The following is a 24,879-nucleotide window of genomic DNA, read 5'->3' on the forward strand; positions in this document are numbered from 1 at the left end:
GTCCGGGATGCGGGTTCTTTTGGCAACGATCAGCCTTGTGGCTTTGACGGCGTGTGCGCCGGAGGTTCCCGACAGCGGCGCTGGTGTCGGGTTTGGTGACTATGACAGCTACAAGGCGCAACGCGACGCTGAGCTGAGCGGCACGGCTGGCAGCTTGCCTCCGGCCAGTGCGGTCAGCGCCGGGGTGCTGGAAGACGCAGACACGGGTGCGATGCCCGCAGACGCCACCGCGCCGCGCCCGATCGGTATCTCCGATGAGCAGGATTTCTCGGCGGTGGCCGGGCGTGAATCGATCGAAAGCGATGCCGCGCGCATCGCGGCGAACCGTGAGCTATACGTGCAGATCGAACCAACAGCGGTGCCGACCCGATCGGGTGGCAACGGCGCGTCGATCGTGACCTATGCGCTCAGCACCTCGAATCGTGTGGGTGAATCGCTCTATCGCCGGTCGGGGCTGGGGGCTGAGGCTCGGTTCAACCGCAATTGCGGTAAATACACGTCGGCTGACATGGCACAGGCAGATTTCCTGTCGCGCGGCGGGCCTCAGCGTGACGCCAAGGGGCTGGACCCCGATGGTGACGGCTTTGCCTGTTTCTGGGATCCAACACCGTTCCGGCAGGCCCGCGCAGCTGCAGCCCCCGCTGCGGCCCCTGCGCCCACGGTCTCGACCCTGCCCGAAACCAACTGATCCATGCAGGTGATCCAGCACCCGTCACCCAATTGCGGGCCCCGGCGGGATGGGCTGGTTCCTGAGTTGATCGTGCTGCACTTCACTGCGATGGCCGACACGCCCGCCGCGTTGGAGCGCCTGTGCGCGCCGGAACATGAGGTTTCGGCGCATTACCTCATTTCGCGTGAAGGCACGGTGTTCCAGATGGTCGACGAAGCGCTGCGCGCCTGGCATGCGGGGGCAGGCAGCTGGGCCGGGCGCGGCGACGTGAATTCACGCTCGGTCGGTGTTGAGTTGGATAATTGCGGCGGCACGCCCTTTTCGGCGGCACAGATGGACGCGTTGGAGGACCTGATGCGGGGCATCATGGCGCGCTGGCACATCGGTCCCGAAGCGGTGATTGGTCACAGCGACATGGCGCCCACGCGCAAATCCGACCCAGGGCGCCGGTTTGACTGGCGCCGCCTGGCGCGCCACGGGTTGGCGATCTGGCCCGAAGACGGCGCGGCCACGCCCGATGTGGGCTTGTTCCTGAGGGCAGCAACCCGGTTCGGTTATAACGCCGAGTTCGGGTTTGCCGCCGTGCTGGACGCCTTTCGCCAACGCTTCCGCCCCCACGCCCAAGGGCCGCTGGACGCCGCCGACATGGGGATGATCCAAGACCTTGCCGCCCGCTTCCCGGTTGACCCGACCCAAGGCAACGCCTAAGTCCCCCTTGCGCGGATGGCTGGATGACTGCGGGTGACTGTCGGGGCATGCCCCGGCGTGACGCGAGGAAAGTCCGGACTCCACAAGGCAACGGTGCCGGGTAACGCCCGGCGGGGGCAACCCCAGGGAAAGCGCCACAGAGAACAGACTGCTTCGCATGTCGAAGTGATGGTGAAACGGTGGGGTAAGAGCCCACCGCGCGCCCGGCAACGGGGGCGGCACGGCAAGCCCCACCGGGAGCAATGCCAAATAGGGATCGCGTGGAGCGCAAGCTCCGGGGGCGTCTTGCCCCCAGCAGGTCCGGGTTGGCAGCTTGAGCGTCGTGGTAACACGCCGCCTAGAGGAATGGTCATCCAGGGTGGCAACACCTGGACAAAATCCGGCTTACAGGCCGTCCGCGCATATAAACAAATGATTGCCTGTTGACTCGACCCACCAGACCGCTAAAAGGCGGGCTTCAAGGATACACCCGGGCGGCTTACCGCTCGATGAGGAGTTACATCATGGCGAAGCCGACCACCATCAAGATCCGCCTGAATTCCACTGCGGATACCGGCCACTTTTACGTGACCAAGAAAAACGCCCGCACCATGACCGAAAAAATGGTCGTGCGGAAGTATGACCCGGTTGTGCGCAAGCACGTCGAGTACAAGGAAGGCAAGATCAAGTAATCTTGGTCGCCGGACGGACTGAAAAAGGCCGTGCCTTCGGGCGCGGCCTTTTCTGTTGTGCAAATCCGCGGTGCGGGGTCAGTCGGTAGACAGCACCCGTTTCACGCGCGCCGCGTCGTCCTGGATCAGGCGTAGCAGGCGAAACGCCGGCCCACCCGGGCGGCGCATCCCACGTTCCCACAGCCCATAGCCGTTCGGGTTCATCCCCATAAGCTCGGCCATTTCCCCCTCGGTCAGCCCGGCGGCCTTGCGAACTTTTGCGGGAGACAGGGTCTCCGCCGCATCGGCTTCGGCGTCGTCCGTGGTAACGGTTTTGGTCTGATAGGTCATGGGATTCCATTTCTGGCCCTGAGGGGCGCTGTGTTGGATGGGTTCACAAGAGGTGCGCGATAGGCGAAACCGGCCACTGGTCCCAAGGGAAGGGGTGGCGGCAACAAAAGGGGCTACGTCAGGTCTCGCATGCGACAACCCTATCAGGGATAGGCTGAATTCTCAAACAAGCGCTCGAATGCGTGTTGCCGATCTACGTCACTTGAGGATCTCACGCGCCAGATGTTCGGCCCAGACACGATAGGCCGGCGGGCCGGGGTGAAACCCGTCCGAGGCCATCATCCGGGCATCGAAGGGAAGGTCGAAGCGGATGTATTCCACGCCCGTCTGGCTGGCCAGCCGCGCATCAAACCGGCGCGCCGTACGCCCCAGCACCCAGCGCAGCGGGTTGGGTAGCAGCGGGAAGTTTCCCAGCGGTGGCATGCCCGACACAACCAAGCGCGCGGCGCCGAAATCTTCGCGTAGCATGCGGTGAAGGGCTGCGCGCTGCGCCAAAAGCCGGCGCCCCGTCACGCCAGAGGTCACGTCGTTCACTCCCAGAGCCACCACCGCGACGTCATAGCAGTCGTGTGGCACATCGTGCAGCGTCTCCAGCGTGCTGGCCGTGGTCGCACCTGTCCTGGCCTCCAGCCGCCAGGTCACCTTGTGGTCCTCGGCCAGTATATCGCGCAGGCGGCCGCTGAGCGCCTCGTCCTGATGCGCCGCACCGACGCCTGCTCCAGAGCTGTCCCCGACGATCAGAATGCGCAACGGCGGCCCAGCGCCGTCCGTGCCAGATCGCGGGCCGGGGGGCTCAGGCAAGCTTTGCGCGCCACGCTTGGCCATCAGCGCCTGAACGACGAGCACAGGCAGCAGCGCAAGCTTGGCGATATTGTCGATCGCGATCATGGCGCAAGGATAGGCCCGGGGTGGGCGATGCAAAAGCGTGACGTCACGCAAAGAAAAGGGCCGGTCGCTTGGACCGGCCCTGTCTGTCGCATCATGTCTGCGCCGTTATTCGCGGTTGCCCAGGAACTGCAGCAGGAACATGAACAGGTTGATGAAATCGAGATAGAGGTTCAGCGCCCCCATGATCGCCGATTTCGCCAGCCATTCGCTGTCCATCGCGTGGGCGTGAGCGATATAGTCGGTCTTGATCTTCTGGGTGTCATAGGCGGTCAGGCCGGCAAAGATCAGAACACCAAGGATCGAGATCGCGAAGTGAATCGCGGGCGAGCCCAGGAAGATGTTGACGATCGAGGCGACGATCAGGCCGATCAGGCCCATGATCAGGAAGCTGCCCCAGGCCGAAATGTCCTTCTTGGTCGTATAGCCCCAGAGGCTGAGACCGGCGAAAGAGATCGCGGTAACCAGGAAGGTCTGCGCGATCGAAATGCCGGTGAAGGCAGCGAAGATCCAGCTGATCGACAGGCCCATCACCGCCGAGAAGGCATAGAAGAACAATTGCGCGCCCGCCGCCGACAACCGGTTGATGGCGGCACCGAAGGCGAAGACCATGATCAGCGGGGCGAACATGACAATCCAGCCCAGGATGTTGGGCGACAGCGTGATCGGGTCACGCAGGATCGACAGCAGCGCGTCGTTTGATCCGAAGGCCCAAGCAACCAGTGCGGTCATCAGAAGGCCAACCGACATCGTGCCGTAGACCTTGTTCATGTGGGCGCGCAGCCCTTCGTCGATCGCGGCGCGCGTGCCTACGCCAGCGCGGATCGTGTCGAATTCAGCCATTTAAGCCTCCTTGAGTGTAAACAATTGGCGGCTTCATACGAAAACCGCCCTTACCCGACAATATCGGGAAGGGCGGCGGGTTTTTCAAGGTTTTTGGTGCCGGAACAGCGTCGAAAACGCAGAGTTCTTCAGGACCAGTAGCTGGGAACGTCCCAGATCGGCTTGCGGGCCTCGCGGCGGGCATCGCGGTAGCTTAGGCCAATGTCGCGCAAGGCGGCGTCGTCAAGGCGCACCAGTTTGTTACGCTGCCGGCGCACGGCAATCGCGTCAGCCAGCCAGGTGAGCGGCGACAGCATGCGGGGTTTCTGGGTCGGGGCCACATTGGTGCAGTGGATGGCGGTCATATCGTCTCTCCTTTCAGAACGTGATCATTTGTTCGTGTTTCATCAATCTTCTTGATCCTTCTGTCAGATCGTGCAGAATAATGAAAATGAATGATTTTGAGATGACACATCAGGAGTTGTGATATGCCCCGCAATCTGGACATGACCGCCCTGCGCAGTTTCGCCACCGTGGCCGATGCCGGTGGGGTGACGCGGGCGGCGGGTCTGCTGCACCTGACGCAGTCGGCGGTGTCTATGCAGTTGAAGCGGCTTGAGGAAAGCTTGGGGCGCACGCTTCTGGACCGCTCCGGCCGCGGTGTGACGCTGACGGCGGATGGCGAACAGCTTTTGGGCTATGCCCGCCGGATGCTGCGGCTCAATGATGAGGTCTATGGCCGCCTTACCGACCAGGTCTATGAGGGCGAGATCGTGCTGGGCGTGCCGCATGACGTGGTCTATCCGGCGATTCCCAAGGTGCTGAAGATGTTTCACGCAGAATACCCGCGGATGAAGGTGAACCTGGTGTCGTCCTTCACCAACCGGTTGAAGGAAATGTATGCGCGCGGGGAATGCGACATCATCCTAACCACCGAGGACCGGCTGGATGCGGGTGGCGAAACCCTGACGACGCTGCCGCTGGTCTGGGTCGGCGCGCCGGGCGGGCAGGCTTGGAAAATCCGCCCCCTGCGTCTGGCCTATGAGCACAATTGCATTTTTCGCATGGGGGTGCAGTCGGCGCTGGACGGCGTCGGAATCGCTTGGGAAATGGCGGTGGAAAGCGACAGCAGCCGGACCATCGAAGCCTCGGTCAGTGCCGATCTGGCGGTGCACACGGTGATCGATGGCACCGTGCCGCGCCACCTTGAGGTGATCGACCACGGTGGCGGCCTGCCCGAGCTGACGCTGACGCAAGTAAACCTGTATGTCGCCGATCCCTGCACGGGGCCAGTCTTTGACGATCTTCTTGCGGCGATTCGCCAGGCTTTCGACGTGATGTAGCGGCTACATCGTGACCACGACCTTTCCGGTCGATTTGCGCGCGCGCAGCAGGTCATAGGCCTTGTCTGCGTCCTCCAAAGGCAAGGTGTGGCTGACATGCGGATGCAGACGCCCGTCTTCGTACCAGTGCAGCAATGTGCGCAGGCTGTCGGTCAACACATCGGGGCGAAAGTTCAGATAGCCGCCCCAGTAAAAGCCCAGCACGTTGATGTTTTTGACCAGAAGGTGGTTGGCGGGGATCTGGGGGACCTCACCGCTGGCAAAGCCGACGATGATCATCCGCGCTTCGGGGTTACAGGCGCGCAGGGCGGCCTTGAACTGGTCGCCTCCCACCGCGTCATAGACCACATCAGCGCCACCCAGGGCCTTCACTGCCTCGCGGATATCGTCGGTGGTGCTGTCGATCAGGTGATCCGCACCCGCCGCCTTGCAGACCGCCAGCTTGTCGGCACCGCGCGCACAGGCGATGACAGTGGCGCCCATCAGCTTGCCGATCTCAACGGCAGTCAGCCCGACACCGCCGGCCGCGCCCAGCACCAGAAGCGTTTCCCCGGCCCGCAACCCGGCCTTGTGATCCAGAGCCACGTGGCTGGTGCCATAGGCGATCTGGAAGGCAGCGGCGTCCTGAAAGCTCATGTTCGCGGGTAGCGCGACACAGCGATCAGCCGTGAACACGCCTTTTTCGGCCAACCCGCCTTCGGAGGTAAAACAGGCAATACGGGTGCCGATCTCAAGCCCGGTGACGCCTTCGCCCAGCGCCGAGATGGTGCCCGCAGGCTCCATACCCAATGTCAGCGGCAATGGCGGCCGTTCCTGATACTGCCCTTTTTGCATCAGCAGATCAGCGAAGTTCAGGCCGCAAGCCGCGATGTCCATCAGAACCTCGCCGGGACCGGGATTGGGGGCTGGCACGTCGGTCAGGCTGGCGGGTGAATCGTAGTCGGTAATCTGATAGGCGTGCATAATGTCCTCCTGTGACCTGCCCTTTTAGGGGGTGCGCGTGGGCTTTGCGAGGGGGATTGCGCTTCAATAAGGCCGTTTTTTGCGGGATTGATGATACCGCCTGTCCGGCCAGTGCAACGTTCTTTGCAAAATGTGAAACACGCATAGCGGGTGCGCAAATCTTGAATATGTTTTCTCAAATGACCTGTACTTTCGGCTTGAAAGATCAGTAAGTGCACGGATTAAAACGATTAAATGTTGCCCCTTCGATCTGCCCAAAAAGACAGGTTGTGGTTGCAGGGCTGAGGGTGTTTGTAGATCGTTAATAGAAAAAGTAACGAGGAACCTGTCTGATGAAACATCCCGTGGACGTCCATGTTGGAAAACGCATTCGCCATCGCCGGTGGATGGTCGGGATGACTCAGCAACAGCTGGCCGAAAAAGTCGGCATCAAATTCCAGCAGATTCAGAAGTACGAAACCGGCATGAACCGCGTGTCGGCGTCACGGCTTTGGGATATTTCCTCGGCCCTGTCGGTGCCGATCAGTTTCTTCTTCGAAGGGATCGAAGCCAATGCGTCGCTGGAAGGGGAACAGACCCTGCCGGGCGACATTCTGGGCGACAAGGAAGCGCTGGAACTGGTGCGCAGCTATTATGCGATCCCGGAAAATCAGCGTCGTCAGCTGTTTGAACTGGCCCGCGTCTTGTCCGACGCCGCCTGAGGCGTTGACCTGAAACGGCCCGCGCGTTACCGCCTGTAGGGGTAGGAACGGGGGCCGCATGAACCTGAGCAACAGCACCAAAATCGAGTTGGAGGCCACCGCGCAGGCGTTGGCCGATGCCGCGCGTGCGGCAATCCTGCCGCATTTCCGCAGCCCGGCCCTGACTGCCGACAACAAAGAGGCCGACGGGTTCGATCCGGTCACCGAGGCCGACCGCGCCGCCGAACGCGCAATGCGCGAGGTGCTGGCCCGGCTGCGCCCGGACGATGGCATTCTGGGCGAAGAATACGGCACGACTGAGGGCAGCACGGGCCTGACCTGGGTCCTGGACCCGATCGACGGCACCCGCGCGTTTCTGTCTGGCACCCCCAACTGGGGCGTTCTGATCGCGGTGATGGATGAGACCGGCCCGGTCATGGGCCTGGTCGACCAACCCTATATCGGAGAGCGATTTTTCGGCGGGTTCGACGCGGCCTGGATGGTTGGCCCTGCGGGTCGCTCCACGCTGGCCACGCGTCCTGCGCGCGCCCTAAGCGAGGCGATCCTGTTCACGACATTCCCCGAAGTCGGCAGTTCCGAGGAGGGCCGGGCGTTCCACGACCTTGCGGGTCGGGTCAAGCTGACCCGCTATGGGATGGATTGTTATGCCTATGCGCTTGTCGCCGCCGGTCAGATCGACCTGGTGGTCGAGGCCGGGCTGGAAGCCTATGACATCCAGGGGCCGATGGCGGTGATCCAGGCGGCCGGGGGCATTGTGACCGACTGGCATGGTGGCCCGGTACATATGGGCGGCCGAGCCGTGGCGGCCGCAAACGCCGGCATTCACGCCGCCGCGCTTGAGGTTTTGTCCAAGGCGTAGCGCTCCCGCCCCTTGGCGACGCCTTCGGCGTCTTCGCGGGTTGGGCGTGGCCGCTTCGCGGATTTTTCTTGCCATCGGCAAGGGTTTTTGGCGAAAATCGAAGCTGGCGCCGTGTCCTTTGCCCTTTCTGGCGGCGCCGTGACGTTGTCTCACCGAAATGGGCGCAAGGAGGCAACGTATGGAAATTCTGCTGAAAAATGCACAGACGATTCTAACGATGGACGACGGGGCGCGAGAGCTGTCTGGTGCGGATGTCTTGATTCGCGATGGGGTGATCGCTGCGGTCGGGATCGGGTTGGAAAGCACGGGTGAGGTCGTGGATGCGGCTGGCTGCGTGGTGACGCCGGGCCTGGTGAACACGCATCATCACCTTTACCAGACCTTGACGCGGGCGGTGCCCGGCGGGCAGGACGCGCTCCTGTTCGGTTGGCTTCAGACGCTGTATCCGATCTGGTCGCGGTTCGGGCCCGAGGAGATGCGGGTGTCGGCGATGGTCGGGTTGGCCGAACTGGCCCTTTCGGGTTGCACCCTGTCGTCGGATCACTTGTATCTGTATCCCAACGGTGCGCGGCTTGAGGATACGATCGATGCGGCAACGGAGGTGGGGATGCGGTTCCATCCCACCCGTGGAGCGATGTCGATCGGGGAAAGTGACGGCGGCCTGCCGCCCGACAGCCTGGTCGAGCGTGAGGCGGATATCCTTGAGGATTGCATCCGGGTGATCGACGGATTTCATGATCCCGGTGAGGGGGCGATGGTGCGGGTCGGCGTGGCGCCCTGTTCGCCGTTTTCGGTCAGCCGTGAGCTGATGCGCGACGCCGCGATTCTGGCGCGCGACAAGGGCGTGATGATGCACACGCATCTGGCCGAGAATGACGAGGATATCGCGTACTCCCTTGAGAAATTCGGCTGCCGACCGGGGCAATATGCCGAGGATCTGGGCTGGACCGGTGACGATGTCTGGCACGCCCATTGCGTGAAACTGGACGGGCAGGAGATCGACCTGTTCGCGAAATCCCGCACCGGTGTGGCGCATTGTCCGTGCTCCAACTGTCGCCTTGGGTCCGGGATTGCGCCGGTGCGCGCGATGCGGGACGCGGGCGTCAAGGTCGGGCTGGGCGTCGACGGGTCCGCGTCCAATGATGCGGGCAATCTGGTGGGTGAGGCACGCCAGGCGATGTTGTTGCAACGGGTCGCCAACGGCGCCGACCAGATGAGCGCCCGCGAGGCGCTTTGGATCGCCACACGCGGTGGGGCCGAGGTGCTGGGTCGCCCCGATTGCGGCCAGATTGCCGTAGGAAAACGCGCGGACATCGCCGTTTGGGATGTCAGCGGGATCGAGGCTGCAGGCAGCTGGGACAAGGCCGCGATCTTGCTGGCCGGCCCGACGCAGGTGCGTGACCTTTTCGTCGAAGGACGCCAAGTGGTGCGGGGGGGCATGGTCACGACGATCGACCTGCCGCTGGTCATTGAGCAGCAGCACCGTCTGGCGGCAAAACTGGCTGGTTAAAGCGGCTTTCCGTTCGCCCAGGTGGCGACCACCGCGCGGTCGTCGCCCATCATGATGGTGGGAAAGACTTCTTCCCAGAGCGAATTCGCGCGCGCGCTGCGTTGCGCGATGCCGGGGGTTGAGGCGAGGTCGATGATGGCAAGGTCGGCCTCCATGCCGGGGGCAAGGGTGCCGATGCGGTCCTCCATTTGGATCGCGCGGGCGGACCCGGCGGTGGCCAGCCACCAAAGCTGGGCCGGGTGCAACGTGGTGCCTTTCAGGTGCGCGACCTCATAGGCGGCGGCCATCGTGCGCAGCATTGAAAAGCTGGACCCGCCACCGGTGTCCGTGGCCAGACCGATGCGGTGGCCTTCGGCCATCAGCCCGCCCATGTCAAACAGGCCCGAACCGATGAAGGTGTTCGAGGTCGGGCAATGGATCAGGCTGACATCGCGTTCCAGCATCCGGGCGCGTTCGCGCTCGGTCAGGTGAATCGCATGGCCCATCAGGGCGCCGGGGCCGACCAGGCCGAAGCTTTCATAGACATCGAGATAGTCGCGCGCCTGCGGGAACAGATCGGCAACCCAGGCGATTTCCTCGCTCTGTTCCGAGATATGCGTTTGCATCAGGCAATCGGGGTGTTCGCCCCACAGCGCACCAAGGGCGGCAAGCTGCTCGGGTGTCGAGGTCGGCGCAAAGCGCGGCGTGATGACATAGGACAGGCGGTCCTGCCCGTGCCACTTTTCCAACAACGCCTTGCTGTCGTCATAGGCCGATTGCGCGGTGTCGCGCAGCCCGTCGGGGGCGTTGCGATCCATGCAGGTCTTGCCCCCCAGCACGCGCAGCCCGCGCGACTGGGCCGCGCCGAAATAGGCGTTCACGCTTTCGGGGTGGATGGTGCAATAGCTGACGGTCGTGGTGGTGCCGTTCGCCGTCACCAGGTCGAAATAGGTGTCGGCGATGTCCTGAGCGTGGCTTGCGTCGTGGAACCGGGTTTCTTCCGGGAAGGTATAAGCGTTCAGCCAGTCGATCAGCCGTTTGCCCCAGGACGCGATGATGGCGGTTTGCGGGTAATGCACGTGTGTGTCGATGAACCCGGGTGAGATCAGCGCGCCGCCATAATCGGTCACCTGCGCGTGCGGATAGGCGGTACGCAATTGTTCGGCCGGGCCAACATCTGTGATCCGCCCGCCGTCGATCGCGACCGCGCCCTGGCTGTGGTGAGTCACCACATCGTCGGGGTCGGCGTGGAAAGGGTCACCAGTGAAAGTCAGGGTTTGTCCAAGGATCAGATGCATGGTGTTCTCTCTCAAAAGGCCGTCGATCAGGGTAGGGCGGCAATTTGCCTGCCGCAATCCCTTTTTGTCCTGTTTCTTTCCCCGCGGGCCTGCCCTATTGTCCAGCGCGACAGGCAGGGGATTGCCATGCTGGAAGACAACCATATCGATGACACGCCCGAAGAAGGCGATTATGAGCTGGACAGCGTGACCCTGCGCCCGGTTATGGCCGCCCTGCGCGCGGGCGACGAAGCCACGCTGCGCTTCACGCTGGATCCGCTGCATCCAGCCGACATCGCCGACCTTCTGGAACAATTGCCAACGCCCCTGCGCCACGAGCTTGTGCGCCTGTACGGGCGTGAATTCGACGGCGAGATCCTGGCGGAATTGGATGAAGGTCTGCGGGAGGATGTGGTCAGCGCGCTGGCCCCTGACGTTCTGGCCGAGGCCGTGCGCGATCTGGAAACCGACGATGTTGTCGACCTGATCGAAGACCTGGGCGACCCCCAGGCCGAGGCGGTGCTTAAAGCACTGGATGCAGGCGACCGAGTCGCGGTCGAAAGCAGCCTGGCCTACCCCGAGGAAAGCGCCGGCCGTCTGATGCAGCGCGAGCTGGTGGTGGCGCCTGAACATTGGAACGTGGGACAGGCGATCGACTACCTGCGCTCGGAAGACGACTTGCCCGAGCAGTTCTATCACGTCATTCTGGTCGACCCGCGCATGCGCCCGATCGGTTATGTCACTCTGGGGCGCATCATGGGATCACCGCGCAAGGTGAAGCTGACCGAGATTGCCGAGGAAAGCTTTCGCACCATACCCGCGCTGCAGGACGAGGCCGAGGTGGCCTATGCCTTCAACCAGTACCACCTGATCTCGGCCCCAGTGGTAGATGCCAACGAGCGGCTGGTTGGCGTGATCACCATCGACGACGCGATGGTCATTCTGGACGAAGAACACGAAGAAGACATTTTGCGCCTGGCAGGCGTCGGCGAAAGCCGCCTGTCGGACCGGGTGATCGACACCACCAAGCGACGCTTTCCGTGGCTGGCGGTGAACCTTGTGACCTCGATCCTGGCGTCGCTGGTCATTGCCCAGTTCGACGCGGTGATCGCGCAATTCGTGGCGCTGGCCGTTCTGATGCCGATCGTCGCCTCGATGGGCGGCAATGCGGGCACGCAGTCGCTGACCGTGGCCGTGCGTGCGCTGGCCACGAAAGACCTGACATCGGCCAACGTCTGGCGCGTGATCCGGCGTGAGGCCCTGGTGGGTCTGATCAACGGTGTGGTGTTCGCGATTGTGATGGGCGTGGTCGGCGTGATCTGGTTCGGCACCCCGATGCTGGGCGTCGTGATCGGGATCGCGATGGTCATCAACCTTGTGATCGCCGGTCTGGCCGGGGTTCTGGTGCCGGTGACGCTTGAGCGTCTGGACATCGACCCGGCGTTGGCCTCGGGCGCGTTCGTGACCACGGTGACGGATGTGGTTGGCTTCTTCGCCTTCCTGGGTCTTGCTGCGACGATGCTGTTGTGACCGATTTGACCGACGTGAAAGCCGCGGCACGCAAGGCCGCCTTTGCCCGACGCAAAGACGCGCATGGGGCAAAGGCCGCGCAGGCGGGCGTGGCGCATTTGCTTGAGGCGTTGATGCCGCACAAGGGCCGCGTGATCGCAGGCTACATGCCGATCCGCACCGAGATCACCCCGATCCCCGCGATGGCCGCGATGGCGGCCTGGGGGCCAGTCGTGGTGCCAGTGATCGAGGCTGCTGACCAGCCGCTGAAGTTCGCCCGCTGGACGCCAGATTGCGAGATGGTCGACGGCGCGTTCGGGGCGGCGGTGCCCAAGGTCTGCGAATACCTCGACCCCGAGGTGTTGATCGTGCCGCTGGTCGCGTTCGATGGCGCGGGCAACCGGTTGGGCTATGGCGGCGGGTTTTACGACCGCTCGCTGGAAGGGCTGCGCGCCAAGCGGCCGACGCTGGCGTTCGGCTATGCCTATGCGGCGCAACAGGCGGACGGCCTGCCGATCGAACCGACTGATCAACCGTTGGATGCGATGATCACCGAGACGGGCATCACCCGGTTCTGACGGGCCCGCCGAAGCGGACCCGCCATTGGCTCATTCAGCCGGTTGCAGGGTGGACCCGGACCGAAACCAGCCCAGCCGCTTGAACAGCAGCCAGTCCAGCAACAGCGCCAGGATCAGCGTTGCACCCATCAGCGGCAGCAGCAGCGCCATGACGACGACCAGCGCGATCATGCCCCAGCTCAGGGCCGCCTCGGGCGCGACGGGCACGCCCAGCTGACCCGCCGGGCGGCGTTTCCACCAGGCGACGAAGCCCGAAACCGACAGCAGCACGCCCAGCCCTGCGGCCAGCGTGTTTAAGGCCAGGTTCAGCGGCCCGAACAGCTCCCCCTGGTGCAGCGAGATTCCCCAGCTGACCAGTTTGGCCACGATCGAATTGTTTTCGAAATCGATCCGTTTCAGCACGTCTCCGGAATACTGATCCACGACCAGCTCGGTCTGCTCGGCGCGATTGGTCGAGCCCGAGCGCATCCAGAACGCGCCGTCCGCCTTGCGCGGCGGCTTGATCTCATAGGGGCCGACCAGGCCTTCGGCCTGGGCCAGGGCAACCAGGGTCTCGATTTCCAGCGCCGTGCCTTCGGCAGTGGTGGATTTCGGCATCCGTCCACCAAAGCGCAGCGAGTGGGATTTCTGCCCGGTCTGTTTCTGCACATAGTTCAGGCCACCGCCCCAGACGTCGGTCCAGGGCAGGCCTGTCAGCAAGAGCGGCGTGATCAGAACGGCTGCCAGCATGCCGGTGAACATGTGTGTTTCACGCCACCAGGCCCGGCCGGTGGATTTCGGCAGCGACACGGCGTCCGACAGGCTGCGTTTGCCGCGCGGCCACCATAGGTAAACGCCGGTGATCATCATCACGATGGCCCAATGCGCCGCCAGCTCGACAAACTTGGTGCCAAAGGCGCCGCCCAGAAGCTCCCCATGGAAATTGCGCACGATGCGCATGAAGGTCTGGTCGCGCGGCGTGATGGCCAGAACCTCGGCGGTATAGGGATTCACCCAGGCGTAGGAGCGCACCTTCTCGCTGTCCTCGAACTCGATCAGGGTCGCGCGTGTGGGGTTCTGCGGGTCGGTGACCATGCGCAGACGGGTCAGGCCAGCCGTATTGCGCACCGCGTCGATCTGGGTGGCATAGGGCAGGGCCTCGCCGGTGATTTCGACGTTCAGCCGGTCGGCATAAAGCGCCTCTTCGATCTGTGGTTTGTAGAGATACAGCCCACCTGAGATCGACAGGATGAACATGAAGGGCAGCACGAACAATGCGGCCAGGAAATGCCATTTCCAGACAAGGCGGTAAAAGCCGCCGCCAGTCATGGCACGGGTCGCGGCCGGGGCCGCGGTGGTTTGATCAGTCATTTTTGTAGGTCCTTGAGTGTCTTGAGAAAGTGAGGTCAGACAGCCAGGGAGGGTGGCGCGCGCGCCGGTCTGCGCTGGTCATAGAGCGTCAGGCGCGGGTGCGGCTGGGTATGAAGTGCTGCGGCGGTGTCGAAACGGCGACCCAGCTCCTGCCAGAAGGTCAGGTTTGGGCCTCGGCCACGACGATGTTGCCCAGGGTGCAGGGCTCTTCGGTGACCTGGGTTTCCGACAGGGGTGCGCCGTCCGGGCCCAGCTGGATCGTGGTCATGCCGTCGTCGGTACAGATCACGATGGTCTGAATCCCACCCGGAAGCGCCATCGCCAGCGCCGTTCCGACCTTTGGCAGAAGGATGCCAAGACACAGAAGCAGGGTCAGGATGAGGCGGGATGTCGCGCGCATGGGCTTGGTTAACCCGTGAAGTGACGCAGCAACGTGTGGCGGGATGTCGCAGGAAGTGGGAAAAACCCGTTGCCCTTCGCCGCCGGTCGCCCTAGGGCTGGGCGCATGAAGATACTGTTTCTTGGTGATGTCATGGGTCGCGCTGGTCGGCGCGCCATAACCGAACGTCTGCCGGCGCTGCGCGAGGCCTGGCGGCTGGATTTCGTCGTGGTGAACGGCGAAAACGCGACCAACGGCGCGGGGCTGTCGCCGGCCCATGCCAAGGGTCTGCTAGAGGCCGGGGCAGATGTTCTGACCCTGGGCGATCATGCGTTCGACCAACGTGAGATGCTCAGCTTTTGCGATCAGGAAAAACGTATCATCCGCCCGCTGAACTTTGCCAAGGGCGCGCCGGGATCGGGCGCGCGGATCTACAAGGATCGGCGCGGGCGCCAGGTTCTGGTCACCCAGGTGCTGGGTCAGGTGTTCATGAAACGCGCCTTTGACGATCCGTTTTCCGCGGTCGACCAGGTCTTGCGCGCCAACCCCCTGGGCGGCAACGCGCAGGCGATCCTTGTGGATATGCATTGCGAGGCGACATCGGAAAAGATGGCGATGGGGCGTTGGTGCGACGGGCGTGCCTCGATGGTTGTGGGCACCCATACCCACGTGCCGACGGGGGATGCGATGATCCTGCCCAAGGGCACGGGATACCTGTCCGACGCGGGCATGTGTGGCGACTACAACTCGGTCATCGGGATGGAACCCGAGGAACCGATGCGCCGTTTCGTCACCGGCATGTCCAGGGGCCGCTATACCCCTGCCAATGGCGAGGCGACGCTGTCGGGCCTGTATATCGAGACTGATGATCGCACCGGTAAGGCCACGCGTGTTGAAATGGTGCGCGACGGCGGGCAGTTGCAAGCCGCACACCCGACCGGGCCTGCATGACCCGCCATGCCGGGTTGATCGCCTTTCTGGTCCTCTTGGGGGCCGGTTGGGGGCTGACCGGCGTGCTGGCGAAATTCGCGGTCGAGGCTGGGTATCGCCCCTTCGGCATCATCTTCTGGCAGCTGGTGGTCGGCGCGGTTGTGCTGGGGGCGCTGACCCTGTCACGCGGCAAGGGGCTGCCCCGGACGCCCCGCGCGTTGGGCATGTATCTGTTCATTGCTTTGGTGGGCACCATCCTTCCCAACACGACATCCTATATCGCGCTGGATCACCTGCCGGCGGGCGTGATGGCGATTGCCATCGCAGCGGTGCCGATTTTTGCCTTTCCCATCGCGCTGGTGCTGGGAAATGAGCGGTTCCAGGTCCTGCGTCTGGTCGGGCTGGTCATCGGCCTGATCGGTGTCGCACTTCTGGCCGGGCCCGAGAAAAGCCTGCCGCCGGGGGCCGCGATCTGGGTGCCGCTGGCGCTGGTCGCGCCGTTTCTCTACGGGCTTGAGGGCAACGTGGTGGCGAAGCTGGGCACCGGCGGGCTGAACCCGATCCAGCTTTTGTTCGGCGCCTCGGTGCTGGGCGCCTGCCTGACCTTGCCGCTGGCGCTGGGCAGCGGCAGTTTCATTGACCCGCGCGTGTCCTGGGGCATTCCCGAATGGAGCATCCTCGGCTCCTCGGTCATCCACGCCTTCGTCTATTCCGGCTATGTCTGGCTGGTGGGGCGTGCCGGACCCAGCTTTGCCGCGCAGGTGTCCTACCTTGTGACCGGGTTCGGGGTGATCTGGGCGATGATGCTCTTGGGCGAAAGCTACTCCACGTGGGTTTGGGCGGCACTTGGCGTCATGTTCCTGGCGCTGTTCCTGGTGCAGCCGCGCGAAAGCCGCTTGCCCGACCCGGCACCCCCTGCGTAAAACGGTGGAAACAAGCGTTTAAGGGGTTGGCATGGGCATTCTCGAGTTGAGCCAGACGGCACAGGCAGTTTGGGCGCTGTTAGTCGTCGGGATCATGTTCGTGCTGTTCCTGCGCGAAACCTTTCCAACCGAGGTCGTGGCGATCACCGGTGTGGCGCTGATGCTGATAACCGGCATTCTGCCCTACGAGACCGCGCTGGGCGTGTTGTCGAACCCGGCCCCCTGGACCATCGCCGCGATGTTCATCGTCATGGGCGCGCTGGTGCGCACCGGGGCGCTGGATTGGTTCACCAAGATTGCCGAAGCGCAGGCTGCCGATCGACCGATGGTTGCGCTGAGCTCGTTGATGGCCTTTGTCGTGGTCAGCTCGGCAGTGGTGTCGAACACGCCCGTGGTTGTGGTGATGATCCCCGTCTTTGTGCAGTTGGCGCGCAAGATGGGAATGGCGGCATCGAAACTTCTGATCCCGCTGAGTTATGCCGCCATTCTGGGTGGTACTTTAACCCTGATCGGCACCTCGACCAACCTCCTGGTCGATGGTGTTGCGCGGGCCAACGGGCTTGAGGCGTTTTCGATCTTCGAGGTCACGCCGCTGGGCATCGTTCTGGTCGCCTGGGGCATGTTCTACCTGTATTTCATCGCACCCCGTATTCTGCCGGACCGCGACAGCATGGCAAACCTGCTGTCTGATCGCAGCCGCAAGAAGTTCTTCACCGAGGCGGTGATCCCGCCGGAATCCAACCTGATCGGGCGCGAAGTGACCGGCGTGCAGCTGTTCAAACGCGAAGGCGTGAGGCTGATCGATGTGGTGCGCGGCGACCTGTCGCTGCGCCGCGACCTGAAGGGCGTGACACTGCAGGTCGGCGACCGGGTGGTCCTACGCACCGCGATGACCGAACTTCTGAGCCTTCAGCGCAACAAGAGCCTGAAGCGCGTGGACCAGGTGAGCGCGGTGGAAACCACCACGGTCGAGGTGCTGATCTCGCCCGGATGCAAGATGATCGGTAAATCGCTGGGCGGGCTACGTCTGCGGCGTCGTTATGGTGTTTATCCACTGGCGGTGCATCGCAAGAACCAGAACATCGGGCGCCAGTTGGATGACCTCGTGGTGCGGGTCGGGGACACGTTGCTTTTGGAAGGTGCGCCCGCCGACATCCAGCGCCTGGCGCAGGATATGGATGTGGTCGACGTGTCGAAGCCTTCGGCGCGCGCGTTTCGACGCGGTCATGCCCCGGTGGCGATTATCGCACTGATCGGTATCGTTGCCCTGGCGGGCCTTGGCGTGGCCCCGATCTTCCTGTTGGCGGTGCTGGCGGTGGCGTTGGTGCTTGTCACCCGCTGCATCGACGCGGATGAGGCGTTCGGCTTTGTCGATGGCCGCCTTCTGGCGCTGATCTTTTCCATGCTGGCCATCGGCGCGGCGCTTGAAGCGTCTGGTGCGGTGAAGCTGATCGCCGAGGCGCTGGCCCCCGCGCTGGGCAAGCTGCCTCCGTTCCTGATCGTCTGGGCGATCTATCTGCTGACCTCGGTCCTGACCGAACTGGTGTCGAACAACGCGGTGGCCGTGGTGGTCACGCCGATCGCCATCGGTCTGGCCAGCGCGCTGGGCATCGACGCGCGGCCTTTGGTGGTCGCGGTGATGGTCGCCGCCTCGGCGTCCTTTGCCACGCCGATCGGATACCAGACCAACATGCTGGTCTATGGCCCCGGCGGCTATCGTTTCACGGATTTCATGAAAGTGGGCATCCCGCTGAACCTGTCGGTTGGCCTTCTGGCCTCGGCGCTGATCCCGTTCTTCTGGCCGCTGTGAGCCACCTGCGCGGGCATTGGCAGCTGATCGCGCTGACCGCGCTGGTCGTGGCACTGTGGACCACGCCGGTTATGCTGCCCCTGCGCATCCTTGTGGTGTTCCTGCATGAACTGTCGCACGGATTGGCCGCGCTTTTGACCGGTGGGTCAATCGAGGCGATCAGCCTGTCACCGAACGAAGGTGGGTTGACTACCACACGCGGTGGCAACCTGTTTGCGATCCTGAGCGCGGGTTACCTTGGCTCGCTCGTGCTGGGCGTGACGCTGTTTCTGGCCGCCTTGCGCAGTCGCGCCGACCGGGTTGTGGTCGGGTGCCTGGGGGCGGCGATGCTGGTGATAGCCGCGCTTTGGATGCGCGAGGGCTTCGCGCTTGCCTTCACCCTTGGCACCGGCATCTGGATGCTGGTCGTGGCGCGGTTTTTTCCACATGAGGTCAGCGACATGGTCCTGCGCGTGATCGGGTTGACTTCGATGATCTATGTGCCGCTTGATATCACCTCGGACACGATCGCACGGGCGCATCTGCACTCGGACGCCTATATGCTGGCCGAGCGGGTCGGGGGCGCGACGATGCTGTGGGGTGGGCTTTGGCTTGTGATCAGCTTGATCGTGATCGGGGGAACACTGTGGTTCGGAAGCGGGCCACAGAGCAACTTGAGCTTCGCGCGGCGCTAGCAGCCCAATTGCGTTCAGGCCACGCAGACCTTGGGGGTGCCCCCCAAACCCCCACGCGGCCACCCGAGGCGGAGGCGTCAGCCGACAACGAGACAAACATGTGCGCCGAAGGCGCCCCTCTGGATCAAAGCGGCCAGAATACCAGGATCGCAGGGATCGAGACGGCCACGACCAGCACCTCAAGCGGCAAGCCGATGCGCCAGTAATCGCCAAACCGATATCCGCCCGGCCCCAGGATCAGCGTGTTGTTCTTGTGCCCGATCGGGGTCAGGAAGGCACAGCTTGCCGCCACCGCCACGGCCATCAGGAACGGGTCGGGGTTCTTGCCCAGGGCCTGCGCCATCTGGATGCCGACCGGGGCGGCCACGATGGTGGTCGCGGTGTTGTTCAACACATCCGACAGCGTCATGGTCACGACCATCAGCACGGTCAGCACGGCCCAGGCCGGCAGGCCCTCGGTCAGGTTGACCAATGTGCCCGCGATCAGCTCTGTCCCGCCCGAACTGTCCAGCGCGGCCCCAAGCGGGATCATCGAGCCCAGAAGCACCACGACGGGCCATTCGATGTGGGTATAGATTTCCGACAGCGGCACGATCTTGGCCAGCACATACCCGACCACGACCAGCCCCAGAGCGACCGGCAGGTAGACAAGCCCGAAGCTGGCGGCGGCCACGGCGGCGGCGAACAGGCCGATGGCCAGCCAGACCTTTTGGTCCTGCGTCACGGTCAACCCGCGCTCGGCCAGAGGCAGGCAGCCCAGCCATTCGGTAACGTCTGCTTCGGACCCTGCAGGCACCAGCAGAAGCAGGATGTCGCCGGGCCGGATCTCGGTCTTGCGCACATGGTGCCTGATGGTCTCGCCAGCGCGGGAGATGCCCATCAGCACGCTGCGCTGGCGCCAGGCCAGGCCGATCGCCATGGTGGTCTTGCCGGCGATGCGGGCATTTTCGGGCACAACGATTTCGATCTTCGACAGGCCGGCGCCTTCGGCGGTCAGGTGCTGTTCCCGGTCCGGTTCGGCAAAGGACAGGCCAAGGGCCGCGCGAAATTCGTCCAGGGCCTCGGGGGTGGCCTCCAGCACCAGCGCGTCGTGATCGGTGATGACGCTGGACCGCTGGGTGCCATAAAGACGGGTTCCGTTGCGTACGAGGCCCAGGATGGCCACGTCGTTCTTTTCGGCCTCATCGTCGAGCTCCATAAGCCGCCGGCCGATCAGTTTCGACCCCTCCGGCACGGTCAACTCGGCCACGTATTGACCGAATTCGTCCATCGGATCGGCGCCCGCCTTGGCCGCATCAGGCTGGGGGATCAGGCGCCAGCCGATCAGCGCCACGAAGACCAGGCCGGCCAGGGCCGTCACGCCGCCCACGGGTGCGAAGTCGAACATCGAAAACGGCTCGCCCAAGGCTTCGCCGCGGATCGACGCGATGATGATGTTGGGCGGTGTGCCGATCAGGGTGACCATGCCGCCAAGGATCGTGGCAAAGCTGAGTGGCATCAGCGACAGGCCCGGAGCGCGACCGGCCTTGCGCGCAGTTTGGATGTCAACGGGCATGAGAAGCGCAAGGGCCGCCACGTTGTTCATGAAGGCGGACAGGATCCCGCCAATCGCCCCCATCAGCGTGATATGCGCACCCAGAGAGCGGGAGGCATCGACCAACGTGCGGGTGATCAGAAACACAGCGCCCGACCGCACGAGGCCCGCGGACACGACCAGCACCAACGCCACCACCAGCGTCGCGGAATGACCGAACCCGGAAAAGGCGTCTTTCGTTGGCACAACCCCCAAAACGACCCCCGCCAGGAGGGCGGAAAAAGCCACGAGGTCATATCGAAATCGGCCCCAGAGAAGCAGGGCAAAAACGGCGCCGAACAGGGCGAAAAGGATGATCTGGTCACTGGTCATGGCCAAGGGATAACGCGGGGGCGGGGTAAGGTCACGCGGATTTGCAGGAATTCCGCCCCGACGTCAGGCGTGCTTCGCACACCCTCCATTCGGGTCGGGTCGGGTCTGTGAAGGGCGCCTCGCGGCGCGGCGGGGGCTACTTTCAGCTATTATCAAATATCCTTGCCAAGGCGCACGAGCCGCGGTGGTACCAGAAGAAACTTCAAGCCTCAGGCGAGGGTATTTCAGGAAAGACAAAAAAAGGACCGAGCGAAGCGAGGCCACCGGATACCATGGCGAGCGCAGCGAGCTTGCCGCGACGGGCTCGAGAGCGGCAAAGCCGCTCAAGGGCGCGGCGCCATCCTTAGGATCAGGTGACGATTACTGGATAGAGCGAGGCGATCAGAAGAAGAGCCATGGTTGCGTTGAACGTGCGCAGGCGGGTCGGGTTGGTCAAGACGCGTTTGATCTGTTGTCCCAGCACGGTCCATATCGAGACGGTCGGCAGGTTCACGGCGCCGAAGACAAGGGCGACAAAGGCCACCGCTGCCAGGTCACGGCTGGGCGCATAAGCGGTGATCGCCGTCAGGGCCATGGCCCAGGCCTTGGGGTTCACCCATTGAAATGCCGCCGCTTGCAGGAACGTCAGGGGCGTGCCGCCGGCCTGTTTCGTCCCAGGTTCGCCCGCCGTGGCGATCTTCCACGCCAGCCAGGTCAGGTAGGCGACGCTGACCACTTTCAGCGCCGTGTAGCTGACCGGAAAGGCGTCGAACAGCTGCATCAGCCCGATGCCGACCAGAACCACCATGAAGGTGAAACCCAGCCCGATGCCCAGCATATGCGGGATCGTGCTGCGAAAGCCGAAATTCGCGCCGGAGGCCATCAGCATCAGGTTGTTGGGCCCCGGCGTAACCGAGGACACGAAGGCGAAGGTGATAAAGGCAGAGAGGAGCTCGATTGACATGGGACAATGATCGCGCAATTTTGCCGCGTTCGGATTGTGAAAGGAGTGCGCAGAGGGAATATCTGCGCAATGAATGATGAAAGAAGACAAGATAAACGCGCGGATATTGCGTGAGTTGACGCGCGACGGTCGCCTGCCGAACACCGAGCTGGCCGATCGTGTCGGCCTGTCGCCCTCCGCGTGTCTGCGGCGGGTGCAAGAGTTGGAGCGTCTGGGCGTGATCCGCGGTTATCGCGCTGTGCTCGACCCGGTGGCGATGGGGATCGGATTTGTCGCCTATGTCACCGTCGGCCTGTCGGGCCACACCAAGGCCGCGCAGGAGGCGTTCGAACGCGCGGTGTCGCGGTTTGGCGAGGTGCGCGAATGCCACAACATCACCGGCACGGTCGAATACCTGCTGCGGGTCGAGGCGGCGGACCTTGCCGCTTATAAGCTGTTTCACACCGACAAGCTGGGCACGTTGCCCGAGGTGCACCAGATCGTGACCCACGTCGTCATGGGGTCGCCCAAGGACGAACGGGCATAGGGCCAAGGTGCGAACGCGCCTTGCCCCCTTGCCCCCAGCCACGCGCCTGCGCTATGGAACCGGGAACGGAATTCACTGTCGGAGGTCGCCATGGCGGGCCATTCTAAATGGGCAAACATCCAGCACCGCAAAGGTCGCCAGGACAAGTTGCGCTCGAAACTGTTTTCGAAGCTGGCCAAGGAAATCACCGTGGCCGCCAAGATGGGCGACCCGGACCCGGACAAGAACCCGCGCCTGCGCCTGGCGGTGAAGGAAGCGAAATCGCAATCCGTACCCAAGGACGTGATTGATCGCGCAATCAAGAAATCCCAGGGCGGGGATGCCGAGAATTATGACGAAATCCGCTATGAGGGCTATGGCCCAGGTGGCGTTGCCGTCATCGTCGAGGCGATGACCGACAACAAGAACCGCACCGCCTCCACCGTGCGTTCGACCTTCGGCAAGAACGGCGGGAACCTGGGTGAAACCGGGTCTGTCGGGTTCATGTTCGAACGCAAAGGCGAAGTGACCTATGGGGTCGATGCGGGCGACGCCGACACGGTGTTCGAAGCCGCGATCGAAGCCGGCGCCGAGGATTGCGAAAGCTCGGAGGAAGGCCACATCATCACCTGCGTCGACAGCGACCTGAACGAGGTTTCCACCGCGTTGGAGACCGCATTGGGCGAGTCGGCGTCGACCAAGCTGATCTGGCAGCCCAACATGACGACCGAGCTGGATCTGGACGGAATGCAGAAGCTGATGAAGCTGATCGATGCGCTGGAAGATGACGACGACATCCAGCGTGTGACGGCGAATTTCGAAGCCTCAGACGAGGTTCTGGCACAGCTGTAAGCACGGTGCCATTCGCGAACAAAGACCCCCGGCCTGCGCGCCGGGGTCTCTTGTTTTCGGGGCCAAGGTAGGATCAAGTCGGCGCCATGACCCCAAACCCCGACCGCCCCCTTGCCGGTGTTGCCTGGATGCTGATCACCGGCCTGTGTTTCGTCGGCGTCACGGCCGTGGTGAAACATGTGGGCAGCGATGTGCCGGCCAGCCAGGCGGCTTTCTTGCGATATCTGTTGGGGCTGGTGTTCCTGCTGCCGATGATCAAACCACTGATGGCGGCGTGCTGGACCCGCAAGGGCGTGGCGCTGTTTGGCCTGCGTGGGGCTGTGCACACGGTGGGCGTGATCATGTGGTTTTACGCGATGACCCAGATCACCGTGGCCGAGGTCACGGCGATGAATTACATGAGCCCGGTGTACGTCACCCTGGGGGCGGCGGTGTTTCTGGGTGAACGCCTGGCCGCGCGGCGGATCATGGCGGTGGGCGTGGCACTTGTCGGCGCACTGATCATCCTCAGGCCGGGGTTTCGGGAACTGAATTCGGGCCATTTCGCGATGCTGTTCACCGCTGTCGGCTTCGCCGGGTCCTATCTGATTGCCAAACGCATGGCCTCCGAGGCCAGCGCGACGGTGGTCGTCGCGATGTTGTCGATTACCGTGACGATCGGGCTGGCCCCGTTTGCTTTTGCAGTCTGGGTTCCGCCCACGTTTGAGCAGCTGGCCTGGCTGTTCCTGGTCGCAACTTTTGCCACCGCGGGGCATTTTTCCATGTCGATGGCCTTTGCCGCAGCACCCGTTTCGGTGACGCAGCCGGTCACCTTCCTGCAACTTGTCTGGGCAGTGACGCTGGGCGCCGTGGTGTTCGGCGAACCTGTGGATGGCTGGGTCGTTGCGGGCGGCGCGCTGATCATGGCCTCGGTGGCGTTCATCACTTGGCGCGAGGCGGTTCTGAAGCGGCGGGGGGTAACCCCTCCGGCGGAGAGCACACGGGTCTGATCCGCCCGCTTGGCGCCGCTCCCGCCCGCCCACCCCGCGGCGACAAGCGGGCTGTGCCTTCCCCCTTTTGCTGGCTTAACAGACCACCACGTTTTCGATCTCGACGACCTCAACGCCTTTGGCGCGCAGGGCGGCGATCAGGGGCCGCATGGCGGGGGTAATGCTGAGGTCGTCCAGCGATACAGATTTCAGGCGCTTCAGGGTCAGGAGTGGCGCCAGATCCTTGGGCTGTGTTCCTAGAAGATCCAGCCGTTCCAGTGATTTGTGGCCACGCAGGCCCGACAGGTCCGTGACATTCGAATAGGATAGATCGAGCACTTTCAGCCGCGTCAACCCGCGCAAAAGGCTGGTGTCGTCAAAGTGGGAGCTTCCGATGGCAAGCTCTTCTAGTCTGGTCATCCTGGCCACAGGGGCGAAGCTGACGGCGTCGAGGTCCTGGATGTGCAAAAGCTTCAGATTGCGAAACTGGGGCAGGGGGGACAGGTCCGTCACCCGGGTCGCGCCGATATGCAATTCGTCCAGCTGGGTCAGACCGTTGATCTGGCCGAGGTCGGAAAAGTTCGTGTAGCTGATCATCAGCGCCGACAAGTGCGAAAGCCCACCCAGCCCTGCGTAGTCCGCCAGCCCTTTGCTGTCGAGGTTCAGGGTCTTGCAGCGTGTGGCAACGCAGTCCGCCAGGATCGCCGCGCCCTTTGCATGCTGTTCGGCCTCATAGGCGGCGGGGTTCCAGGGTTTCGAAGTGTCGGTCTGACATCCGGTCAGCGCAAGGGTGAGCAGCGCCGGGAAAACAATCCGCTTCATGCAAACACCTCG

The 24,879-nt window shown here is 63.4% G+C and carries 27 protein-coding genes and 1 other RNA gene; 17 read left to right on the top strand and 11 right to left on the bottom strand.

What is annotated here, in order from left to right:
- The first annotated feature begins 7 nt into the window (after positions 1–7).
- The 4 genes from MN188_RS14045 to rpmG all read left to right on the top strand — a co-directional run bounded on the left by MN188_RS14045 (position 8) and on the right by rpmG (position 2,049).
- A complete protein-coding gene (locus tag MN188_RS14045; RefSeq protein ID WP_242109821.1) occupies positions 8–688 on the top strand; it encodes a hypothetical protein in 681 nt (226 codons plus the stop codon).
- A gap of 3 nt (positions 689–691) precedes the next feature.
- Positions 692–1,378, top strand: a complete 687-nt coding sequence (locus MN188_RS14050; RefSeq protein WP_242109822.1) for an N-acetylmuramoyl-L-alanine amidase — start codon at positions 692–694, stop codon at positions 1,376–1,378.
- Positions 1,379–1,389: 11 nt separating this feature from the next.
- Positions 1,390–1,781: RNase P RNA component class A (rnpB, locus tag MN188_RS14055), an RNA gene on the top strand.
- Between the two features lie 100 nt (positions 1,782–1,881).
- Positions 1,882–2,049: a 50S ribosomal protein L33 gene (gene rpmG / locus MN188_RS14060; RefSeq protein WP_058261865.1), complete on the top strand. Its 168-nt coding sequence runs from the start codon at positions 1,882–1,884 to the stop codon at positions 2,047–2,049.
- 78 nt (positions 2,050–2,127) lie between these two features.
- Here rpmG and MN188_RS14065 read toward each other — a convergent pair whose 3' ends face one another.
- The 4 genes from MN188_RS14065 to MN188_RS14080 form a co-directional block, all read right to left on the bottom strand.
- Positions 2,128–2,379: a helix-turn-helix domain-containing protein gene (locus MN188_RS14065; RefSeq protein ID WP_242109823.1), complete on the bottom strand. Its 252-nt coding sequence runs from the start codon at positions 2,377–2,379 to the stop codon at positions 2,128–2,130.
- 198 nt (positions 2,380–2,577) lie between these two features.
- Complete coding sequence (locus MN188_RS14070) at positions 2,578–3,267, bottom strand: SGNH/GDSL hydrolase family protein (RefSeq protein ID WP_242109824.1); 690 nt, start codon at positions 3,265–3,267, stop codon at positions 2,578–2,580.
- A 105-nt stretch (positions 3,268–3,372) separates the two neighbouring features.
- Complete coding sequence (locus MN188_RS14075) at positions 3,373–4,107, bottom strand: Bax inhibitor-1/YccA family protein (protein ID WP_242109825.1); 735 nt, start codon at positions 4,105–4,107, stop codon at positions 3,373–3,375.
- 128 nt (positions 4,108–4,235) lie between these two features.
- Positions 4,236–4,451 carry a DUF1127 domain-containing protein gene (locus tag MN188_RS14080; RefSeq protein ID WP_242109826.1) on the bottom strand — a complete coding sequence of 72 codons (216 nt, stop codon included), beginning with the start codon at positions 4,449–4,451 and terminating at the stop codon, positions 4,236–4,238.
- A 123-nt stretch (positions 4,452–4,574) separates the two neighbouring features.
- On the opposite strand from MN188_RS14080, the gene MN188_RS14085 reads away from it, so the two are divergent.
- The gene (locus tag MN188_RS14085; RefSeq protein ID WP_242109827.1) at positions 4,575–5,429 is read left to right on the top strand and encodes a LysR family transcriptional regulator; all 855 of its coding nucleotides are present in this window, start codon (positions 4,575–4,577) and stop codon (positions 5,427–5,429) included.
- 3 nt (positions 5,430–5,432) lie between these two features.
- Here the strand turns inward: MN188_RS14085 and MN188_RS14090 are convergent, their stop codons facing one another.
- The gene (locus tag MN188_RS14090) at positions 5,433–6,392 is read right to left on the bottom strand and encodes an NADPH:quinone oxidoreductase family protein (protein ID WP_242109828.1); all 960 of its coding nucleotides are present in this window, start codon (positions 6,390–6,392) and stop codon (positions 5,433–5,435) included.
- A 332-nt stretch (positions 6,393–6,724) separates the two neighbouring features.
- On the opposite strand from MN188_RS14090, the gene MN188_RS14095 reads away from it, so the two are divergent.
- From MN188_RS14095 to MN188_RS14105, 3 genes are all read left to right on the top strand, one after another.
- The gene (locus MN188_RS14095) at positions 6,725–7,093 is read left to right on the top strand and encodes a helix-turn-helix domain-containing protein (RefSeq protein WP_242109830.1); all 369 of its coding nucleotides are present in this window, start codon (positions 6,725–6,727) and stop codon (positions 7,091–7,093) included.
- Between the two features lie 58 nt (positions 7,094–7,151).
- Positions 7,152–7,952 (top strand): histidinol-phosphatase, encoded by an 801-nt coding sequence (gene hisN / locus MN188_RS14100; RefSeq protein ID WP_242109831.1) that lies wholly within the window; start codon positions 7,152–7,154, stop codon positions 7,950–7,952.
- Between the two features lie 178 nt (positions 7,953–8,130).
- Positions 8,131–9,462, top strand: a complete 1,332-nt coding sequence (locus MN188_RS14105) for an 8-oxoguanine deaminase (RefSeq protein ID WP_242109832.1) — start codon at positions 8,131–8,133, stop codon at positions 9,460–9,462.
- On the opposite strand, the gene guaD is transcribed toward MN188_RS14105, so the two are convergent.
- A complete protein-coding gene (gene guaD, locus MN188_RS14110; protein ID WP_242109833.1) occupies positions 9,459–10,739 on the bottom strand; it encodes a guanine deaminase in 1,281 nt (426 codons plus the stop codon). The genes MN188_RS14105 and guaD overlap by 4 nt on opposite strands.
- Before the next feature lie 126 nt (positions 10,740–10,865).
- On the opposite strand from guaD, the gene mgtE reads away from it, so the two are divergent.
- Both mgtE and MN188_RS14120 read left to right on the top strand, forming a co-directional pair.
- Entirely contained in the window at positions 10,866–12,248 is a 1,383-nt protein-coding gene (gene mgtE / locus MN188_RS14115; protein WP_242109834.1) for a magnesium transporter, read from the top strand.
- Positions 12,245–12,805 carry a 5-formyltetrahydrofolate cyclo-ligase gene (locus tag MN188_RS14120; RefSeq protein WP_242109835.1) on the top strand — a complete coding sequence of 187 codons (561 nt, stop codon included), beginning with the start codon at positions 12,245–12,247 and terminating at the stop codon, positions 12,803–12,805. The genes mgtE and MN188_RS14120 overlap by 4 nt, the downstream gene beginning before the upstream one ends.
- Before the next feature lie 30 nt (positions 12,806–12,835).
- Here MN188_RS14120 and MN188_RS14125 read toward each other — a convergent pair whose 3' ends face one another.
- The gene (locus MN188_RS14125; protein ID WP_242109836.1) at positions 12,836–14,155 is read right to left on the bottom strand and encodes a PepSY-associated TM helix domain-containing protein; all 1,320 of its coding nucleotides are present in this window, start codon (positions 14,153–14,155) and stop codon (positions 12,836–12,838) included.
- Between the two features lie 160 nt (positions 14,156–14,315).
- Entirely contained in the window at positions 14,316–14,555 is a 240-nt protein-coding gene (locus tag MN188_RS14130; RefSeq protein WP_242109837.1) for a hypothetical protein, read from the bottom strand.
- Between the two features lie 105 nt (positions 14,556–14,660).
- Between MN188_RS14130 and MN188_RS14135 the strand changes: the two genes are divergently transcribed.
- Genes MN188_RS14135 through MN188_RS14150 form a run of 4 tightly spaced genes read left to right on the top strand, consistent with a single transcriptional unit; the run spans position 14,661 to position 18,871 of the window.
- Positions 14,661–15,485 (top strand): TIGR00282 family metallophosphoesterase, encoded by an 825-nt coding sequence (locus tag MN188_RS14135; RefSeq protein ID WP_242109838.1) that lies wholly within the window; start codon positions 14,661–14,663, stop codon positions 15,483–15,485.
- The gene (locus MN188_RS14140) at positions 15,482–16,387 is read left to right on the top strand and encodes a DMT family transporter (RefSeq protein ID WP_242109839.1); all 906 of its coding nucleotides are present in this window, start codon (positions 15,482–15,484) and stop codon (positions 16,385–16,387) included. The genes MN188_RS14135 and MN188_RS14140 overlap by 4 nt, the downstream gene beginning before the upstream one ends.
- A gap of 31 nt (positions 16,388–16,418) precedes the next feature.
- Positions 16,419–18,197: an SLC13 family permease gene (locus MN188_RS14145; RefSeq protein ID WP_242109840.1), complete on the top strand. Its 1,779-nt coding sequence runs from the start codon at positions 16,419–16,421 to the stop codon at positions 18,195–18,197.
- Complete coding sequence (locus MN188_RS14150) at positions 18,194–18,871, top strand: M50 family metallopeptidase (protein ID WP_242109842.1); 678 nt, start codon at positions 18,194–18,196, stop codon at positions 18,869–18,871. Before MN188_RS14145 ends, MN188_RS14150 begins: the two co-directional genes overlap by 4 nt.
- A 124-nt stretch (positions 18,872–18,995) precedes the next feature.
- On the opposite strand, the gene MN188_RS14155 is transcribed toward MN188_RS14150, so the two are convergent.
- Positions 18,996–20,777, bottom strand: a complete 1,782-nt coding sequence (locus tag MN188_RS14155; protein ID WP_242109844.1) for an SLC13 family permease — start codon at positions 20,775–20,777, stop codon at positions 18,996–18,998.
- 349 nt (positions 20,778–21,126) lie between these two features.
- Positions 21,127–21,720 (bottom strand): LysE family translocator, encoded by a 594-nt coding sequence (locus tag MN188_RS14160; RefSeq protein ID WP_242109846.1) that lies wholly within the window; start codon positions 21,718–21,720, stop codon positions 21,127–21,129.
- Positions 21,721–21,793: 73 nt separating this feature from the next.
- Here MN188_RS14160 and MN188_RS14165 point away from each other — a divergent pair, with 73 nt between their 5' ends.
- The 3 genes from MN188_RS14165 to MN188_RS14175 all read left to right on the top strand — a co-directional run bounded on the left by MN188_RS14165 (position 21,794) and on the right by MN188_RS14175 (position 24,066).
- Positions 21,794–22,246 carry an Lrp/AsnC family transcriptional regulator gene (locus tag MN188_RS14165; protein WP_242109847.1) on the top strand — a complete coding sequence of 151 codons (453 nt, stop codon included), beginning with the start codon at positions 21,794–21,796 and terminating at the stop codon, positions 22,244–22,246.
- Positions 22,247–22,336: 90 nt separating this feature from the next.
- The gene (locus MN188_RS14170; RefSeq protein WP_242109848.1) at positions 22,337–23,077 is read left to right on the top strand and encodes a YebC/PmpR family DNA-binding transcriptional regulator; all 741 of its coding nucleotides are present in this window, start codon (positions 22,337–22,339) and stop codon (positions 23,075–23,077) included.
- An 86-nt stretch (positions 23,078–23,163) separates the two neighbouring features.
- Positions 23,164–24,066, top strand: a complete 903-nt coding sequence (locus MN188_RS14175) for a DMT family transporter (protein ID WP_242109849.1) — start codon at positions 23,164–23,166, stop codon at positions 24,064–24,066.
- 75 nt (positions 24,067–24,141) lie between these two features.
- On the opposite strand, the gene MN188_RS14180 is transcribed toward MN188_RS14175, so the two are convergent.
- A complete protein-coding gene (locus tag MN188_RS14180; protein WP_242109850.1) occupies positions 24,142–24,867 on the bottom strand; it encodes a leucine-rich repeat domain-containing protein in 726 nt (241 codons plus the stop codon).
- Between the last annotated feature and the right edge of the window lie 12 nt (positions 24,868–24,879).

Origin of the sequence: Aliiroseovarius subalbicans (genome assembly GCF_022678625.1) — a bacterium.
Lineage (GTDB): Bacteria > Pseudomonadota > Alphaproteobacteria > Rhodobacterales > Rhodobacteraceae > Aliiroseovarius_A > Aliiroseovarius_A subalbicans.

Excerpts from the sequence above, each read along its gene's own strand:
- MN188_RS14045 (WP_242109821.1), top strand. The coding sequence starts at position 8 with ATGCGGGTTCTTTTGGCAACGATCAGCCTTGTGGCTTTGACGGCGTGT.
- MN188_RS14050 (WP_242109822.1), top strand. The coding sequence starts at position 692 with ATGCAGGTGATCCAGCACCCGTCACCCAATTGCGGGCCCCGGCGGGAT.
- rpmG (WP_058261865.1), top strand. The coding sequence starts at position 1,882 with ATGGCGAAGCCGACCACCATCAAGATCCGCCTGAATTCCACTGCGGAT.
- MN188_RS14065 (WP_242109823.1), bottom strand. The coding sequence starts at position 2,379 with ATGACCTATCAGACCAAAACCGTTACCACGGACGACGCCGAAGCCGAT.
- MN188_RS14070 (WP_242109824.1), bottom strand. The coding sequence starts at position 3,267 with ATGATCGCGATCGACAATATCGCCAAGCTTGCGCTGCTGCCTGTGCTC.
- MN188_RS14075 (WP_242109825.1), bottom strand. The coding sequence starts at position 4,107 with ATGGCTGAATTCGACACGATCCGCGCTGGCGTAGGCACGCGCGCCGCG.
- MN188_RS14080 (WP_242109826.1), bottom strand. The coding sequence starts at position 4,451 with ATGACCGCCATCCACTGCACCAATGTGGCCCCGACCCAGAAACCCCGC.
- MN188_RS14085 (WP_242109827.1), top strand. The coding sequence starts at position 4,575 with ATGCCCCGCAATCTGGACATGACCGCCCTGCGCAGTTTCGCCACCGTG.
- MN188_RS14090 (WP_242109828.1), bottom strand. The coding sequence starts at position 6,392 with ATGCACGCCTATCAGATTACCGACTACGATTCACCCGCCAGCCTGACC.
- MN188_RS14095 (WP_242109830.1), top strand. The coding sequence starts at position 6,725 with ATGAAACATCCCGTGGACGTCCATGTTGGAAAACGCATTCGCCATCGC.
- hisN (WP_242109831.1), top strand. The coding sequence starts at position 7,152 with ATGAACCTGAGCAACAGCACCAAAATCGAGTTGGAGGCCACCGCGCAG.
- MN188_RS14105 (WP_242109832.1), top strand. The coding sequence starts at position 8,131 with ATGGAAATTCTGCTGAAAAATGCACAGACGATTCTAACGATGGACGAC.
- guaD (WP_242109833.1), bottom strand. The coding sequence starts at position 10,739 with ATGCATCTGATCCTTGGACAAACCCTGACTTTCACTGGTGACCCTTTC.
- mgtE (WP_242109834.1), top strand. The coding sequence starts at position 10,866 with ATGCTGGAAGACAACCATATCGATGACACGCCCGAAGAAGGCGATTAT.
- MN188_RS14125 (WP_242109836.1), bottom strand. The coding sequence starts at position 14,155 with ATGACTGATCAAACCACCGCGGCCCCGGCCGCGACCCGTGCCATGACT.
- MN188_RS14130 (WP_242109837.1), bottom strand. The coding sequence starts at position 14,555 with ATGCGCGCGACATCCCGCCTCATCCTGACCCTGCTTCTGTGTCTTGGC.
- MN188_RS14135 (WP_242109838.1), top strand. The coding sequence starts at position 14,661 with ATGAAGATACTGTTTCTTGGTGATGTCATGGGTCGCGCTGGTCGGCGC.
- MN188_RS14140 (WP_242109839.1), top strand. The coding sequence starts at position 15,482 with ATGACCCGCCATGCCGGGTTGATCGCCTTTCTGGTCCTCTTGGGGGCC.
- MN188_RS14145 (WP_242109840.1), top strand. The coding sequence starts at position 16,419 with ATGGGCATTCTCGAGTTGAGCCAGACGGCACAGGCAGTTTGGGCGCTG.
- MN188_RS14155 (WP_242109844.1), bottom strand. The coding sequence starts at position 20,777 with ATGACCAGTGACCAGATCATCCTTTTCGCCCTGTTCGGCGCCGTTTTT.
- MN188_RS14160 (WP_242109846.1), bottom strand. The coding sequence starts at position 21,720 with ATGTCAATCGAGCTCCTCTCTGCCTTTATCACCTTCGCCTTCGTGTCC.
- MN188_RS14165 (WP_242109847.1), top strand. The coding sequence starts at position 21,794 with ATGATGAAAGAAGACAAGATAAACGCGCGGATATTGCGTGAGTTGACG.
- MN188_RS14170 (WP_242109848.1), top strand. The coding sequence starts at position 22,337 with ATGGCGGGCCATTCTAAATGGGCAAACATCCAGCACCGCAAAGGTCGC.
- MN188_RS14175 (WP_242109849.1), top strand. The coding sequence starts at position 23,164 with ATGACCCCAAACCCCGACCGCCCCCTTGCCGGTGTTGCCTGGATGCTG.
- MN188_RS14180 (WP_242109850.1), bottom strand. The coding sequence starts at position 24,867 with ATGAAGCGGATTGTTTTCCCGGCGCTGCTCACCCTTGCGCTGACCGGA.